Consider the following 16,582-nt stretch of genomic DNA (forward strand, 5'->3'; position numbering starts at 1 on the left):
ATGCGCGTGAAAAGATCGTTTGTTATTTCTGCTCTAACATTTTGCCTTAAATATCCCAAAGCATTTTTAGTAGCCTTCCTTTTAGGAGGGCTATCCTACTCATACGAAGTTTTCATCGCACGCGATACGATGAGCTTTCAAGGTATTCCTACTGCTGCGACGCAAAACGCATCCTACACACGTATTTTTCGTAACCGTGCATATATGGTCGGTTACTCTGATCTTAAAGGCAATCCTCTGTGGGTTGTGTATCAACTGACTCTTGCAAAAGAGAATGCACCTCACCTGAAACGTCCGGATGGTTTTCATGCAGATTGGCGCAATGTGGGGCTCATCACCAGCAGTGATTATACGAACAGTGGTTACGATAGAGGTCATATGGCGCCCAATCATGCTATCTCGATTCTGTATGGCAAAGAGGCGCAGTATGAGACCTTTTTGATGACCAATATTACGCCTCAAAAACCCTCTTTAAACCAAAAACTGTGGCAACAGTTAGAAGAGAAAGAATTAGAGATGTTTGCGCCAAAATTTAAAGCACTGTGGATCTATACAGGTCCTTTGTTTGATGCAAAGGTTACACGACTGAAAAGCTCGTATTTTGTGGAGATTCCCGATGCGTTTTATAAAATGTATGTGGGAATAGAAGAGGATGGTACGCTTAGAGCCTTAGCCTTTATTCTCCCTCAAAATGCGAAAGCGACGGATCGTTTAGAGAAGTATGCGGTGAGTATTGATGAAGTAGAGCGCCGTAGTGGGTTTGATTTTTTACATGAGCTTGAAGATGAAATTGAAGAAGCGCTTGAAAAAAAGGTAGACGTTAAAGCGTGGTTTTGATCTTTACATGTAAAGATTTTTAGGCGTCTATTAACGGGCTAGGCGTTGAGAAAAAGAGTCCTTGCGCATACTCAATGCCCAAAGATTGAATCATCCCATAAATGGATGCATCGCTGACATACTCAGCAATCACTTTAATCTGTGCTTCCTTCGCAAAGGCAACAATATTTTTGACCAATAAAAAAGAGATTTTATCGTCTAAAACTTTCTGAATAATCGCCCCATCGATTTTAATATAATCAGTTTTTATCTCTGCCAGATAGATGAAATTGGAGTAGCCGCTACCAAAATCATCGATGTAAATCGTATAGCCCAACGATTTGAGCATCAAAAGATTGTTTTTGGCATCTTCTCTGTTGGTAATATCTTCGGTTTCGATGATCTCAAGTCCAAGCCTTGGGGCAATATTTTCTTGCAGTGCATAGTTTTTTAAAATGCTAAGGATCGACTCATCAATCACATCATGCGGATTGAGATTGACGCTAATGCTCACCTTGGGATGGCGTAGCAGCTCTTCGTAACAGATACTCAGCACCTCTTTGGTGATATTGCGTAAAATGAAGGTGCCTTTAATAGTCGGAAGAATGCGATCAGGCAAAATAACGTTTCCATTCTTATCGATGATACGAAGCAGTGCCTCGTAGTGTGAAAGCTCTTGGGTAGTTGTGTGGACAATTTTTTGATAGTAGCACTCGATACGATGCTCTTCAATCGCTGCTTTAATCTCATTAAGTGACATACAGGTATTTTGCGTATTTTCATTCTCATCGTAAATTTCTATAGTATTGCGACCTTTTGTTTTGGCATTATAGAGTGCAATATCAGCTAGTTTAAAAGCCTCTTGGAAGGTTCGTGATTTATGGGGGACAAGGTTAACACCGATGGAAACGGTGATTTTAATCGACTCTTCGTCTGAGATAGCAAAGGCATTTTCTTGGATAGCGTAAAAAATGCGCTCAATCATATTAAGAGCAATCAAATGCCCATCTCTGCGTGTTTTGGCAAGGATTAAAAACTCTTCGCCGCCATAGCGTATGACAATGTCATCTTTATGTCTGATGGTCAGCAAAATGGTACTGGCGACTTGTTTTAAAATGGTGTCGCCGACATCATGCCCGTAGGTGTCATTGACTTTTTTGAAATAGTCAATGTCGAGTGTTGCGAGGATGTAATCGTCAAGGTTAATAAAATCTTCATATTTTTGAAGGTAATTTCGATTGTAAACATTGGTTAGTTTATCGATAAAAGCACTTCTTCTAACGGCACTAAACCGTTTGGTTTGAATGATAACAAAGATAAGTATGGCAAAAATAACGCTCATAACACCCAAAATACCATTTTGGATGGTATGAATAATTTGATTGATCTCTTCAATTTTATCGATGGAAAAATCAATCGCTAAAATCAGCTCGACATCGCCTTTATTTAAGATGGGAACCAAATAACTGATCGAGAGTTGTTGCAAGAGGGTATGTCGAATGATAAGTGGCGCTTTTGTGCTATAAATTTGCAGCCATTCAGGGCTTTCGACATCCAGTTTTTGATCAATAAAGGCTTTTTCTTCATGAATGGAAGCATCGCTTAAAAAGCGAAAAACACCTCTGTTATCTCGGTACAAAAGGTAGGCGTATTTGATATGCGGCGTTAAGAGTGTTTTTAAACTCTCTTCAATTTTGCGCTGAAGAAAACTATTTTTTTTAATATCCTCAGAGAAATGGGTACTCTCTTTTAAAAGCGTTTCGATATAGGTTGCACTGTTATGGGTAATAGAAAAAACATCGGAGGTCGAAATTTCAAAAATTTTAGTTTCAATGCTTTTTTCAAGCCGCATCGTTGCTAAGAGCAAAAAAAGCAAAATAGAGGCGATGACGATAATAGGAACGAGCATATAAAAAGGATTTTTAAACAAAGGCTTCTTATGCATTAAAAATTCTCAACAAACTGATCAAAGGTTTTTGGCAGCTCTATTGCTTTTATTTCAAGCCTTTTTTGGATAAAGACGATATTTGGCCTGCTTTTATTCCAAAAAAGTGCCCCAAAATACTTCTCATCGGAGAGAAGCTTGCGGTAGTTGTTGGTAAAAAAGAGTCGGTTTGTATTATCGCATAAACTCTCTTTTTCGACAGATTTATTGACAAAAACAAAGTTGGATGTTTCACATTTTGAACTCAGTGTAAAATATTTTGAATAGACTTTTTCTTCCATCTCTGACATATGCGGGATAAAAAGTTTTATTTTTCCATGCAGTGAAGCAGTCGCAATTTCAGCAATAATTTTTGCCTCAAGCTCAACCTCTTTACTGTAGGGTTGTACCAAAAAAGTATAGTTTTCGGAACTCAAAAAGCTTAAAAGTGTGATAAGAAGGATAAGTACTCTCATTAGAATACCCACCTTATTGAGAAGGTGACACTTCGATCATTGTCATCTAAAGCAAAAAACCCAGATCCTAAATTAGTAAAATAAAGTGATTGTGTAGAGCGATCTAAAATATTGTTGGCTTTAAGACTGTAGCTCAAATCTTTTGTCACATGATAGGTCACACCAAAGCTCATATCAAAGCTATCGGGAATATCAAGACCCAAGTATTCATACCCATTTCGATAGATAATCGAGGTAAAGTAATCAAACTTCTGGTATCCTCCCATAAATTTGACATAACCCCCTTTGGTGGAGTTGTTAATGGTTTCACTGAGTGTGGATGTATAGTAATTTAAATGGATTTTGTCTCGTTGTGAGAAGCTGTATTCATAGTCAAAAAGAAGTCCATTGGTTTTAATTCTGTGATCAATATTGATAAACCCAATCGGTGAGAGATAAAGAAAATCATCAATCTCCACATGATCAAATGTCACTCCAAATTTTGAGTTACCTTGCGTATAAACGCCCTCGAGTGAGTAGATATAGTATTGTTGCGATGTGAGTGCTGGCTTACTGGTATCGGCATAATCAACGTTATAAAAAGAAGGTGCTAGGGCTGTTTGGGTGTAAAAGCTTTTAAATCCCCAATTATCAGTAGGGGTGTAGATGGCTCCCACTCGCAATAGTGTCTCAGAACTGTCTTTCAAATAGGCATTTCGATCGTAATAGTCAAGCTTCGTGTTAGCGACTAAAATAAGGTCATCTCTCAGTTGATAACTGTCCTGAAAGAGTAATGAAGAGATGGTCTCCTCATCAAAATCGCTAAAGTGCCCTATAGAACTATTTGTATTGCTTTCTCTATTTTGGACATCATAGGTTTTATTTTTAACGTTTACAGCTGCGATAAAGGAGTTATCTTCGACATCAAATGATTTTGAAAGATAAGCATTCGTTTTGATAAAGCGTAAATCCTCACTATAACGTTTAGGCCCGCTAGGACCATATTGAGAAAAAGTGATTAAAGGAACAATAGCAATTCCTTGCGTATTTTCTTCCTCGTAACTGCGATCATTCACATCAACCGAGAGGTTGGCTTTAAGCGATTTATCTTCTAAAAAAGAGTGCGTAACATCAACGAAAAAGTCTTTCGAGAGACTCTTCCCACTATTGGGTGTGGCATCAAAGGCAAGACCGGCGTAGTTGTTTTTAGAAACATCGGTATACCCCATATTGATTTTTGTGGTTTCGTTGCTAATATCAGCATAGAGGTACTGTTTTGTGCCATTTGTATTAAGTTTTTGACCGTTGTAAATGGAGGTATATTTGATCTTTTCGTGATTCAAGAACATCAAATAAGACCAGCCATTTTCAAAGCTTGCAGAGTTGGTGAAACTTTGTGAGTTTGAGCCTTTAGAGGTAATCCAGCTATTAATCTCAGAACTATTCTCTTTAAGCGCTGATTTGGTGTAGATACGTACAAAATAGATGCCTGTTTCATTGCCAAACGAAAACGAGCTCTCTCCGTAATAGATCTCGACATGATCAACAAAATCTAAAGGTAAATCGCTCCAAGAGAGTGAGGTGGACTGATCGTAGCCTGAGCTGATTTCATGGTCATTTATAAAAAAGCGAAAAAAGCCGCTGGTCGTTGTTTTTGAGCCTGTGAGCGAGTAGTTGGTGAGTCCAAATTGGTTGGTATTAATGTTAAAAAGCGGCAGTTCTTTTAAAATATCATTGAGCTTGGTGTATTGCATGAGGCGGATCTCTTTTTGAGAATAAATCACCACATGCCCGATCTTTTCATTGACCGTTTGCAAAGAGTTATCAGACGTTGATTTATACTCTTGCAAGAGGGCATCAAGTGAGTCAGAAAAGAGTAGACTACTAAGGAGTCCAAGCAGCACAATAATCTTCATGGTGGAGTCTGAAATCCTTACATGTAATTTATAAGCAATATTAGTATAGAAAAGAAGAGCTTAATAATCTCTATGGAAGAAGAAAAGCGTAATCTAATTGTAATAGACTATGAAGATGCCCTTAACGTTTTAGCCGCACATACTTTACACATACCATTCATAACGATAAAACTATGACTAATCTGAAAACCACTTCGCAAAGAAATTGTCTCTAAAAAGGGTTTTGTCTCCATAAACATATCTTCGACACTGCCACATTCTGAACATAAAAGATGAATATGGGGTACTTTTTTTATCTCGTACTGCTGCTTTTGCTGCGGAAGTTTAACCTCTTCTAAGATGTGAAAGGAGATGAGATCGTTGATGTTTCGGTAAAGCGTTGCTTTGGACATTGTCGGGTATTTATGAAAAATGGCGTCGTAAAGTGTGTCAATATCGACATGTCCAAACTGATCGATTGAATCTAAAATCGCAAGTCTCTGGTGCGTTGATTTGAGATTGCTTGCTTTTAAAACGTCTTTAAACCGATCCATCTGAATGCTGTCCTTTACATGTAATGCTAAATTTTATAGGAGCTGAACTTAATAAGATATTAACTATCCTATTTATTCCTTAAAAATAATGAGAAATAATTCTAAATAAGATTAATTACTATTTAAGATTTAAATTCATATACTTCTATCACAAACTTAAAAAGGAGAAGAAATGAAAATTTCTAAGGTACTTAGCCTTTGTGCACTCAGTGCAACCGTTGTTTTCGGAGCGAACACGCTGGTAGATAAGGTGAAACAAAATGGAATCGAAGCCATTCCTGTAAGTCAACTGGAAATTTTAAAGCTAATTGATGATCCTAAGGATCCAATTACGACTGCGAAAGTAGAACTGGGCAAAAAACTCTACTTTGATCCTCGTATGTCACGAAGTTCCATCATCAGTTGTAACACCTGTCACAACCTTGCAACAGGCGGTGTTGATGGCATTAGTGCTGCAATCGGTCATGGTTGGACCGCCAACCCGCATCATCTGAACTCTCCAACGGTGTATAACTCTGCCTTTTTTAAAGCACAATTTTGGGATGGCAGAAGCCCACACTTGGCCGATCAAGCACAAGGTCCTGTTCAAGCAGGCCCTGAGATGGCGGCACCTCCAAAATTAGTTGAAGAGCGCATTAACTCCATTCCTGCCTATGTGGAAGAGTTTAAAGGTGCATATGGTGATAATGTGAAAATCTCATTTGAGAAAATTACATCCACGATTGCGATTTTTGAAAAAACCTTGGTTACCCCATCGCGTTTTGATGATTTTTTAAATGGCAATGCAAATGCATTGAGTAAAGCTGAAAAAGAGGGGTTGGAAGTGTTTATGGATAAAGGGTGTGCGAGTTGTCATAATGGTATCGCCTTAGGCGGTACGATGCAACCTTTCCAAGTCGCTGGGAAATATAAATTTGCGCAAGTCGGTGATTTTGCGGGCGATAAAAACGGATTGGTCAAAACACCAACGCTTCGCAATATCACAGAAACAGCACCATACTTCCACAACGGAGCGATCTGGACACTTAAAGATGCGATCAAAGAGATGGGAAGTACACAGCTTGGTATTAGCATCAATGACGTTGAGAGTGCTAAAATTGAAACATTCCTTAAAGCGTTAAAAGGGAGAAAACCAGTGGTGATTTATCCTGAGCTTCCTGAGAGCAGTGAGAAAACGCCAAAACCTGACGCAAAACTTTAATAGACTTTTTCAAAATAGTCAAAAGTTTCTGCCTCAAAAGAGGCGAGCTTTAGTGCATAGCGCAGCGTAGGCTCTTAGGCTTTGCCTAGGAGCCGTTATCAAATAAGATTACTCTACGCCTCTTACTTTTTTCATCTCGTCTTCGCGCTCTTTGAGGAAAAGTTCAAGATTGTATTTTTGACGATACACTGGCGTCATAAGGTGAATTAAAATGTCTCCCATATCAATAACCGTCCAGTTATCATCGGCGTCGACGTTTAAAAAACTCTCCCCCGCACCTTTGAGTTCGGTTTTGAGGTGATCTAAAAGTGAAAGACCATGTCTCTCTCCCATCGTGGTTGCAATCACAACCGTGTTGACAAAATAGTCTTTGCCTGTCATATCAAACACTTGTATCTCTTCTGCTTTTTTATCACTGAGTGCTGTGACAATTCTTTCGATTCTGCTATCCATTGGATTCCTTGTATAAAACGCCATCACTTCATTTTCGATGCTTTTGGGAATAAATCTTCGATCTAAAAATGAGCGGAGCTTTGAAGAACTGATATTAACATTAATTGGTAAAATTTTCAAGTCTTCAGGCGGGTGAAAAGCACCACGAGGAGCTACGACAAATTCTACGTGAGAGCAAAGCTCGTCATAGCGGTTCCATTTGGGCAAAGCGGTGAAACTGTCACTTCCCACAATGAGATAAATCTTGGCATTTTTGTAAAGATGCTTTACATGTAAAACCGTTTCAATGGTCGGAACCTGTCTTTTTTGATCGCATTCGTACGAAAAAATCTCTACTTTTTCCATGCCTTCAAACATCTTCGCAAGCCAACGTTGGCGCATCGGAGCAGGGGCACAAAAACTCTCCTTAAACGGACTTAAGTAGGTCGTTACGACTAAAAGTTTGTCAATATCGAGAATTTCAAGGGCTTTTTGGACAATGAGCTCATGCCCTGTGTGAGGAGGATCGAAAGAGCCTCCAAAAATAGCTATGTTCAACGGTGTGTCTCCATGGACTTTAAACTTTTTTATACATCATTTTTGCTAAAATAATTCGCTTTTCTAAAAGCGAGTATGGATTAAAACGACTATTATATCAAAAGGAAGACCTATGGCACTCAAAATTGCTATAAATGGATTTGGTCGCATTGGAAGATGCGTTGCTAGAATTATTGATTCACGCGATGACGTTGAGCTCGTATGCGTTAACGATACGGCTAATCGTGCTATGACAAAACAGTTACTCAAATACGATAGCGTCCATGGAGTTTTCCAAGGTCACGTTGAATTACTCGAAGATGATTATATGCAGATAGGAAAAGCAAACGTTAAAATGTTTTCAACCCGCGATCCTAAAGCTTTAAATTTTGCAGATTACGGTGTCGATGTCGTTCTTGAATGTACGGGCGCACTTTTAACGCTCAAAGATACACAGGTTTTTATTGACAACGGCATCAAAAGAGTCGTCATGTCTGCTCCTGCAAAAGATGATACACCAACCTTTGTGATGGGTGTTAATGAACACACCTATGCAGGTCAGAGCATTGTTTCTAATGCCAGCTGTACCACCAACTGTTTAGGACCTGTCGCCAAAATTTTGGACGATGCGTTTGGCATTGACAAAGGGTTGATGACAACCGTTCACTCGTATACCAACGATCAAAATATTTTAGATGTCAAACACAGCAAAGATTTGCGTCGTGCACGTGCTGCTGCGATCAATATGATTCCAACGAGTACTGGAGCTGCTAAAGCGATTGGGCTGGTTCTTCCACACCTCAAAGGACGTTTGCACGGACAAAGTATACGTGTTCCAACACCGAACGTTTCGATGGTCGATCTCAACGTTCTTCTTAAAAAAGAGACCACCAAAGAGGAGATTAATGCCCTCTTTACCGAACAAGCCAATGGCAAACTCAAAGGCATTTTGGAAGTCGATGTGGAGCAACGTGTCTCTCAAGATTTCGTTACCAGCACGCTCAGTTCCATTGTTGCCTTAGATCTTACACAAGTCATCGGCGGCACTATGGTCAAAGTGATGGCGTGGTATGACAATGAGTGGGGCTATTCAACCCGTTTGGTTGATATGGCTTTACATGTAAGCAAATAAACGTAAGGATAAGGAATGATTCGCTCCATTAGAGACCTCGATATTGCAGGTAAAAAAGTATTTATTCGTTGTGATTTCAATGTGCCTTTAGATGAGTTTACCAATATCACCGATGACAGACGAGTACGCTCGGCGATCCCTACGATTCGTTACTGTTTGGATCATGGCTGTTCGATTATTTTAGCCAGCCACTTAGGTCGTCCCAAAGGTGCTGTGGATGAAAAATATTCCTTAGCTCCCGTTCAAATGAGACTTAAACGACTTTTAGACAAAGAGGTTCTTTTAAGCTCTGATGTCATTGGGAAAGATGCGCAAGAAAAAGCGACACATTTACAAGCAGGGGAAGTGCTTTTATTGGAAAATTTACGTTTTCACAAAGGTGAAACGGCAAATGATGAAGAGTTTGCTAAAGCCCTTGCGGACATGGCAGAAGTGTACATCAACGATGCCTTTGGTGTGTGTCACCGTGCGCATGCTTCGGTGGAAGCCATTACGCACTATTTCAATGAAAAAAGTTCTGCCGCTGGATTTTTACTTCAAAAAGAGGTTGAATTTTCCAAAAACTTGCTTCGCCGTCCAACACGTCCGTTTGTCGCCGTTGTGGGTGGTAGCAAAGTCAGTGGAAAACTTCAAGCACTGGTAAATTTACTTCCTCGTGTCGATAAACTCGTTATTGGTGGCGGTATGGCGTTTACGTTTTTAAAAGCGCAAGGGTTAGACATTGGTAACTCCTTGGTTGAAGATGAACTTCTAGATGAAGCCAATCGCGTTATGGAAGAGGCAAAACGTTTGGGCGTTAAACTTTACTTGCCAGTGGATGTTGTGGCGGCACAAACCTGCTCACAAGACGCAACGATCAAATTTGTGACGGTTCAAGAGATTCCTAAAGGCTGGATGGGCTTGGACATTGGACCTGCCACATCACGTCTGTTTAGAGAAGCACTCGCCGATGCGCAAACGATTCTTTGGAATGGACCGATGGGCGTTTTTGAACTTGAAAAATTCTCCAAAGGCAGTTTTAAAATGTCTCATGTGATCGCAGAAGCGCACGCAACAACCGTTGTGGGTGGTGGCGATACGGCTGATGTCGTCGCTCGCGCAGGTGATGCTGATGAGATGACCTTTATCTCCACAGGTGGGGGAGCGAGCTTAGAATTGATCGAAGGCAAAGAGCTTCCTGGCGTTAAAGTACTGAGCCAAAGTGAGACTGAGTAAGCATGATCATTGCTTCAAATTTTAAAACCAACTACACCAGAGGCTCTGCAAAGGCGTTTATCCAAGCGATCCAAGCGTTTATTGCCAACACCAAAAGTGAGCAACAAGTGCGCATTTTTGCCCCCTTTACAGCGTTAGATCGCTTTGATGAGGTTGAGACTCTTAAAGTGGGAGCACAAAATTTTTACCCTGTGCAAAATGGCTCCTTTACGGGCGAAATTGGCTTTGAACAGCTCGAAGAGTTTGGCATTCAAACCGTTTTGATTGGGCACAGTGAGAGACGTCATATCTTAAAAGAGTCACAAAGTTTGAGTGCTCAGAAGTATGATTTTGCAAAAGCCAGGGAATCTGAGATCATCTATTGTATTGGTGAGCCTGCTGAGATTCGAGTGCAGGGCATTGATGCCGTGATGAGCTATCTTTGGGAACAGTTTGAAGGCATTGATATCAGTTACGACAAACTCATCATTGCGTATGAGCCTGTTTGGGCGATTGGCACGGGTTTAACCGCTAGTTTGGAAGACATTGAAGAGGTGTTAACACGCCTGCGTGATAAACTCTGCGCACCCCTGCTGTATGGCGGTAGCGTGAAAGTTGAAAACATTGAAACGATCTTACATGTAAACGCATGTGATGGTGTTTTGGTGGGAACGGCAAGTTGGAATGAAAACGCGTTTTGCGAGATGATTCGCATCGCAGATAACGTCAAAAAATAAGAGGAGAGTGAAGTATGGTCATGAAGGGCAAAAAAGGTCTTATTGTAGGTATCGCCAATAATAAATCGATCGCGTATGGCATTGCAAAAGCATGCAGAGAACAAGGCGCAGAGCTTGCATTTACCTATTTGAACGAATCTTTGGAGAAGCGTGTACGCCCCATTGCAGACGAGTTTGGTAGCGATAAAGTGTATGAGCTTGACATCAATAATCCGTCCCATTTAGAAGCACTCACGGCTTCGTTGGAAAAAGATTTTGGGAAGATTGATTTTGTGGTTCATTCTGTTGCCTATGCACCTAAAGAAGCCTTAAGTGGTAAATTTGTCGACACGACCAAAGAGGCGTTTGACATCGCGCTTGGTACATCGGCGTATTCCTTGGTTTCACTCTCACGCGCGTGTTTGCCTGTGATGAATGACAATGGCTCGATCTTAACGCTCTCTTATTTGGGTGGCCCTCGCTATGTACCTCATTACAATGTGATGGGTGTTGCCAAAGCAGCATTAGAAGCTTCCGTTCGCTACCTTGCGGTTGATCTTGGGCGTCAGGGCATTCGTGTCAATGCGATCAGCGCAGGGCCTATTAAAACCCTTGCGGCGAGTGGCATTGGTGATTTTAGAATGATCCTTCGCTGGAATGAGGTTAATGCACCGCTTCGCAAAAATGTGACCACGGATGAAGTGGGCAACAGCGGAATGTACCTTTTGAGTGATCTTTCCAGTGGCGTTACGGGTGAAATTCACTACGTCGATGGCGGCTATAACATCATGGGGATGGGAATGGATGAAACCGATGCGCAGGGGCATACGATCCTTGCATGGGATATGCAAAAATAAGGAAATCGCATGAAATTAGTGCTGCAAAAATTTGGATATGTAGTACTGATGCTCTGCATTATTTCTCTGATCTCTTTTGGAGCCATTCATTTGGCTCCCAACTCTTTCTTCGCCAGTGGCGAGCTTAATCCCAATATTACCCCCGAATCCCTCGAACAACTCAAACGTGTTTACGGGCTTGACCAATCCCTCCCAGCGCAATTTTTCGCATGGTTTAAAGCGATGCTCCAGCTTGACTTTGGCATCTCCTTTGCCAGTGGAAAAGCCGTACGTGATGAGATATTAGAGCGCCTTCCAATCACCCTTTTAATGAACGTCATCAGTATGATTATTGTCTTTATCTTAGCGCTTTATTGGGGCATTAAATCGGCGATGAAGCATTCAAAGCTTTACGATAAAAGTATCAAGCAAGTGGCGCTCATTAGTTATGCGATGCCTTCGTTTTACCTTGCCCTTTTGCTGGTCATTCTTTTGGCGGTTCAGTGGAAACTGTTCCCCATTTCGGGGCTTCATTCACAAGGTGTGAGCAACGATACTTTCGCGTATATGGCAGATATGGCGTGGCATTTAGTTTTGCCCATTTTTGTCATGGTTTTTGGAGGTTTGGGAAGTTTGATCTTGTATGTGCGAAGTTTGACACTCAATATTTTAAAAAGTGACTATATCTTCTTTGCCAAGAGCAGAGGCATTGAAGGAAAAGCGCTTTTGATGCGTTTTATTTTACCCAATCTCTCACCTCCCATTGTAACCATTTTGGGGCTTTCTCTGCCGGGGCTCATCGGCGGCAGTGTCATCTTAGAGTCGATTTTTGCGATCAATGGTATGGGGTTGCTTTTTTACCAAAGTGCTTTAAGCAGGGATTATCCTGTGATTATGGGGATACTGATTATCTCCTCATTTTTGACCTTACTGGGGAATATGATTGCTGATTTGATTTTAACAAAACTCAATCCTCATTTTAAACGCAGAGGATAAAACACTTTAAAGGAAAAAACAATGAAAACTACTTTTTTTACGCTCATCATCGTTGGACTGATGAGTGGGTGCGCGACGTGGGGAGGCATTAAAAAAGATGCCAAAGATGGTGCTGAGTGGACCAAAGAGAAGATCAATAATGGAGCGAGTTACGTGAAAGAGAAGACGGAATAAAGAGGAAAAAGAAGGTTTACATGTAAAGCGTTTTCGCTTTACATGTAAAAAATATTAAAGTCCACCAAAAAGGTTTTTAAGGGCGTTTGGATCGCGTTGTTCGGCTGTCTCATCGCTGTTTGGATTCGCATTTGCACTTGCGCCACCTGATTCGACCAGTTCGATTTCAAACCCTGTCAGCATAGACGTGAGGCGAATGTTGATGCCGTTTTTGCCAATCGCTTTTGATTTTTGATCGCTTGGAAGTGTGACGATGGCTTTGCCATTTTGAATTTTGACATTGGAGATAATGGCAGGACTGAGAGCACGCGCGATGAAAATTTCAGGAACGTTTGAAAACTCAATACAGTCGATATTTTCATTGTGAAGCTCTCTACTGACCGCATTAATTCTCACACCTTTGGTTCCAACCGTTGCACCCACGGCGTCAATATTAGGGTGAAGTGAGGTTAATGCAATTTTTGCTCGCTCCCCTGGGATTCTGGCACTGCCGATGATTTTGATCAGTTCATCTTTGATTTCAGGAACTTCGAGTTCTAATAAAGACTCTAAGAATTTAGGACTGGTACGAGAAAGCTCTACATACATGCCTTGAGATTTATCGATAAGTACTTTACGAATCACGCTTTTAACGACGTTTCCGACTTTAAACTTTTCACCTTTAATACGGTTTTTACGTGGCAATACCGCTCTAATTTCTTCAATTTCAATGTAGGTATTTTCATCATTATCCACGCGTACCACGGTTCCAAAAACGGTTTTGCCCACAAGTTTTTGGTATTTTTCAAAAATATTATTTTCTAAAAGGCGTTGAATGTGATACTCTAGCTCTTTTTGAAGTGTTGCAGCAGCCGTTCTTCCGAGGTTATCGAGTGGCAATTCATAGGTTAGTTCATCGCCAATTTCAATATCAGGATCAACCTCTTTGGCATCTTTAATGGCGATAAAATTTTCATTTCCTTCTAAAAGTCTTGCATCATCAGGTTCAACTACGATGACTTTTTGATACAGTTTAAGTGTTTTTGTCGCAGGGTCAATCTCTGCGCCGTATTCGTATTCTGCGCCGTAAATACGTTTTGCAGTCTTGATGAGTGCCAAGGTTACGGTGTTCTTAACTTCTTTAATGTCGAGCCCTTTTTCATGGGCAATAGATTCTATAATGTCTACAATTTTTTCCATAAGTTTCCTTAATAAAGATACATATTTTTTATGTCATGTGTGATATTCGCAATGATGAAAAATCAAAAATGGAAATTTAAACGATTGCGGTGAAGAGTAAGGATTATAACTAAAATCTTCTTTTATTTTTCTTTATGAGAAAGCAGTTGTTTGCTTTTAATGAGGAATTTATCGAAAACAAAGTATACTTCGCGATATATCTTTGTGCATGTTGTACACATACGATAATTTTTGCGATAGAAAAGAGGTTTACAATGGAAATCAAATTAGCACGAAATGAAATTAATGGAAAACCAAAGACAATTACATTGGACAAAGTGACAGAGATTATTGAGAAAGAGGGACAAAAGATTTTTTATTTTGACAAAGAAAATTCTCATAAAGACCTCGTGGCACTGGTCGAGCACTTTGAAGCACAAGGCTTTAGCGTCTATTTAAGAGACATTCGTTATGGCTTGGGTGAGAGCGATTACATGTACGAAGTACATATCCTCTAAGGCTGGATTTTGGGTATAGCAGAAGCGAAAAAGCTTTATATCGAAACCCTTGGTTGTGCGATGAATGTGCGGGACTCTGAGCACATTATCGCCGAGCTTGGGGATAAAGAAAATTATGTTTTAACGAACAATCTACAAGAAGCAGACCTGATCTTGGTTAATACCTGTAGTGTGCGTGAAAAACCGGTCAGTAAACTTTTTTCAGAGATCGGTAAATACAACCTTCAAAAAAAAGAGGGCGCGAAGATCGGCGTGTGCGGATGTACGGCAAGTCATTTGGGCAAAGAGATCTTTAGACGTGCTCCATATGTGAGCTTCGTCATCGGCGCACGCAACGTCTCCAAAATCTCCACAGCAGTCAATACCGAAAAATTTCTCAGTGTTGACACCGACTACGATGAGAGCACCTACGCGTTTGGCGAATACCGCAACAGTTTGTATAAAGCCTACGTCAACATCTCCATCGGGTGTGATAAAAAATGTACCTACTGCATCGTGCCACAAACCAGAGGCGATGAAATCTCTATTCCTGCGGATTTGATTGTCAATGAAGCACGAAAAGCAGCCCAAAATGGGGCTAAAGAGATCTTTTTACTTGGGCAAAATGTCAACAATTATGGCAGACGTTTTAGCGGTAATGTCGAGCGCTCCATGGATTTTTCAGACCTGCTTAACCTTATCAGTGAAATTCCCGAAGTCGAGCGCATTCGTTTTACCTCTCCGCATCCCCTTCACATGGACGATAAATTTTTAGAGACCTTTGCTAACAATCCTAAAGTCTGCAAATCGATGCACATGCCATTGCAAAGCGGTTCAACGCATATTTTAGAGCAGATGAAACGTGGCTATAGCAAAGAGTGGTTTTTAAATCGCGCGTTAAAACTTCGTGAAATGATTCCCGATGTTTCGATCAGTACTGACATTATCGTCGCTTTCCCAGGCGAGAGTGAGGCTGATTTTGACGATACTTTGGATGTCATACGACAGGTCAAATTTGAGCAAATTTTTGCGTTTAAATACTCTCCTCGACCGCTCACTAAAGCGGCTGAATTTACGAACCAAATTGATTCTGAAATAGGCTCAGCTAGATTGGAGCGCTTGCAGCTTTTGCAAGATGAAATTTTAGATGAGATTGCTGCAAAACACCTCAATAAAACCTATCCAGTTTATATTGATGAACTTCGTAACAGTGGTTTTTTAGCCGGTCGAAGCGATAACAATGCCCTTGTGCAAATTAAAGGTGATGAGAGCTTGCTCGGGCAAACAGTTACCATCAAAATCACCAATCCAAAACGTCTCTCCCTCTATGGCGAAATTGTTCTCTAAAGAGACCAAACGCAAACTCTTGGTGTGGATTCTTCCACGCCTTGCTTACGCGCTTATGAACCTTCTTTTCTTTACATGTAAAAAGAAATTTTACTATCAGCAACATGTTTTTGGTACTCCTACGCTTTATGCTATGTGGCATGGGGAGTTACTGATGGCAGCGTTAGCCTACCGACATTATTCGCAATGCACCCACATTAACACCGTTGATACGATCATCAGTCACCATTTTGATGGGGAGATGATCGCAAAATTGATGGGTTTTTATGGAGCAAAAGCGATTCGTGGAAGTTCTTCAAAAGGGGGTGTGTCTGTTTTGAGACATGCGTTAAAATCGCTTCAAAATGGGCGCGATATTGGTATCACCCCTGATGGTCCTAGAGGGCCAAGACACAGTGTTGCCGATGGCGTTGTAGCGCTTGCACGGATGAAAAAAGTGCCTATCATTGCTATGAATTGCAGACCAACGTCGTATTGGAAAATGAAAAGTTGGGATCAGTTTTGCATTCCAAAACCCTTTTGCACGTTAGAGTTCTACTACAGTGATCCTTTCTATGTGCATGAACTTTCACTCGAAGAGGCAAAGACGTTGATTCAAAAACGTCTTTTAGAACACGCTGTTTGATGCACTTCGCCCAAATGGCACCGCTTTTGCTTAATATTTTACAAAACTTAAGCAAGATTAGTCTAATATATAGTACTAATACAAATTAACACA

General features: G+C 40.7%; 17 protein-coding genes. 11 read left to right on the forward strand and 6 right to left on the reverse strand.

Features of this window, described 5'->3' with window-relative positions; translation table 11 throughout:
• Positions 1-837 (forward strand): DNA/RNA non-specific endonuclease, encoded by an 837-nt coding sequence (locus tag SMUL_RS02855; protein WP_025343755.1) that lies wholly within the window; start codon positions 1-3, stop codon positions 835-837.
• 19 nt (positions 838-856) lie between these two features.
• Here SMUL_RS02855 and SMUL_RS16930 read toward each other — a convergent pair whose 3' ends face one another.
• The 4 genes from SMUL_RS16930 to SMUL_RS02875 all read right to left on the reverse strand — a co-directional run bounded on the left by SMUL_RS16930 (position 857) and on the right by SMUL_RS02875 (position 5,644).
• Entirely contained in the window at positions 857-2,761 is a 1,905-nt protein-coding gene (locus tag SMUL_RS16930) for a bifunctional diguanylate cyclase/phosphodiesterase (protein WP_084613066.1), read from the reverse strand.
• A complete protein-coding gene (locus SMUL_RS02865; RefSeq protein ID WP_025343757.1) occupies positions 2,761-3,216 on the reverse strand; it encodes a hypothetical protein in 456 nt (151 codons plus the stop codon). Before SMUL_RS02865 ends, SMUL_RS16930 begins: the two co-directional genes overlap by 1 nt.
• The gene (locus tag SMUL_RS02870; RefSeq protein ID WP_025343758.1) at positions 3,216-5,111 is read right to left on the reverse strand and encodes a TonB-dependent receptor plug domain-containing protein; all 1,896 of its coding nucleotides are present in this window, start codon (positions 5,109-5,111) and stop codon (positions 3,216-3,218) included. Before SMUL_RS02870 ends, SMUL_RS02865 begins: the two co-directional genes overlap by 1 nt.
• Before the next feature lie 107 nt (positions 5,112-5,218).
• A complete protein-coding gene (locus SMUL_RS02875; RefSeq protein WP_025343759.1) occupies positions 5,219-5,644 on the reverse strand; it encodes a Fur family transcriptional regulator in 426 nt (141 codons plus the stop codon).
• 172 nt (positions 5,645-5,816) lie between these two features.
• Here SMUL_RS02875 and SMUL_RS02880 point away from each other — a divergent pair, with 172 nt between their 5' ends.
• Positions 5,817-6,845: a cytochrome-c peroxidase gene (locus SMUL_RS02880; protein ID WP_025343760.1), complete on the forward strand. Its 1,029-nt coding sequence runs from the start codon at positions 5,817-5,819 to the stop codon at positions 6,843-6,845.
• Between the two features lie 108 nt (positions 6,846-6,953).
• Here SMUL_RS02880 and nadD read toward each other — a convergent pair whose 3' ends face one another.
• A complete protein-coding gene (gene nadD / locus SMUL_RS02885; RefSeq protein WP_025343761.1) occupies positions 6,954-7,835 on the reverse strand; it encodes a nicotinate (nicotinamide) nucleotide adenylyltransferase in 882 nt (293 codons plus the stop codon).
• 112 nt (positions 7,836-7,947) lie between these two features.
• Here nadD and gap point away from each other — a divergent pair, with 112 nt between their 5' ends.
• Genes gap through SMUL_RS17220 form a run of 6 tightly spaced genes read left to right on the forward strand, consistent with a single transcriptional unit; the run spans position 7,948 to position 12,862 of the window.
• Positions 7,948-8,946 carry a type I glyceraldehyde-3-phosphate dehydrogenase gene (gap, locus tag SMUL_RS02890; RefSeq protein ID WP_025343762.1) on the forward strand — a complete coding sequence of 333 codons (999 nt, stop codon included), beginning with the start codon at positions 7,948-7,950 and terminating at the stop codon, positions 8,944-8,946.
• 15 nt (positions 8,947-8,961) lie between these two features.
• Positions 8,962-10,161 (forward strand): phosphoglycerate kinase, encoded by a 1,200-nt coding sequence (locus tag SMUL_RS02895; RefSeq protein WP_025343763.1) that lies wholly within the window; start codon positions 8,962-8,964, stop codon positions 10,159-10,161.
• Positions 10,162-10,163: 2 nt separating this feature from the next.
• Positions 10,164-10,877 (forward strand): triose-phosphate isomerase, encoded by a 714-nt coding sequence (locus SMUL_RS02900; protein WP_025343764.1) that lies wholly within the window; start codon positions 10,164-10,166, stop codon positions 10,875-10,877.
• A gap of 14 nt (positions 10,878-10,891) precedes the next feature.
• Positions 10,892-11,713 carry an enoyl-ACP reductase FabI gene (gene fabI, locus SMUL_RS02905; RefSeq protein ID WP_025343765.1) on the forward strand — a complete coding sequence of 274 codons (822 nt, stop codon included), beginning with the start codon at positions 10,892-10,894 and terminating at the stop codon, positions 11,711-11,713.
• A 9-nt stretch (positions 11,714-11,722) separates the two neighbouring features.
• Positions 11,723-12,688: an ABC transporter permease gene (locus SMUL_RS02910; RefSeq protein WP_025343766.1), complete on the forward strand. Its 966-nt coding sequence runs from the start codon at positions 11,723-11,725 to the stop codon at positions 12,686-12,688.
• Between the two features lie 21 nt (positions 12,689-12,709).
• On the forward strand, positions 12,710-12,862 hold the full coding sequence (locus tag SMUL_RS17220; RefSeq protein ID WP_169730517.1) for a hypothetical protein: 153 nt from the start codon (positions 12,710-12,712) through the stop codon (positions 12,860-12,862).
• Positions 12,863-12,916: 54 nt separating this feature from the next.
• On the opposite strand, the gene nusA is transcribed toward SMUL_RS17220, so the two are convergent.
• Positions 12,917-14,041 (reverse strand): transcription termination factor NusA, encoded by a 1,125-nt coding sequence (nusA, locus tag SMUL_RS02915; RefSeq protein WP_025343767.1) that lies wholly within the window; start codon positions 14,039-14,041, stop codon positions 12,917-12,919.
• 254 nt (positions 14,042-14,295) lie between these two features.
• Between nusA and SMUL_RS02920 the strand changes: the two genes are divergently transcribed.
• The 3 genes from SMUL_RS02920 to SMUL_RS02930 are packed head-to-tail and all read left to right on the forward strand — an operon-like array spanning position 14,296 to position 16,489.
• Complete coding sequence (locus SMUL_RS02920; RefSeq protein ID WP_025343768.1) at positions 14,296-14,538, forward strand: HP0268 family nuclease; 243 nt, start codon at positions 14,296-14,298, stop codon at positions 14,536-14,538.
• 60 nt (positions 14,539-14,598) lie between these two features.
• Complete coding sequence (gene miaB, locus SMUL_RS02925; RefSeq protein ID WP_051492722.1) at positions 14,599-15,864, forward strand: tRNA (N6-isopentenyl adenosine(37)-C2)-methylthiotransferase MiaB; 1,266 nt, start codon at positions 14,599-14,601, stop codon at positions 15,862-15,864.
• Positions 15,845-16,489 carry a lysophospholipid acyltransferase family protein gene (locus tag SMUL_RS02930; RefSeq protein WP_038532939.1) on the forward strand — a complete coding sequence of 215 codons (645 nt, stop codon included), beginning with the start codon at positions 15,845-15,847 and terminating at the stop codon, positions 16,487-16,489. Before miaB ends, SMUL_RS02930 begins: the two co-directional genes overlap by 20 nt.
• Positions 16,490-16,582 lie beyond the last annotated feature (93 nt).

It is taken from the genome of Sulfurospirillum multivorans DSM 12446 (genome assembly GCF_000568815.1).
Classification (GTDB): Bacteria; Campylobacterota; Campylobacteria; order Campylobacterales; family Sulfurospirillaceae; genus Sulfurospirillum; species Sulfurospirillum multivorans.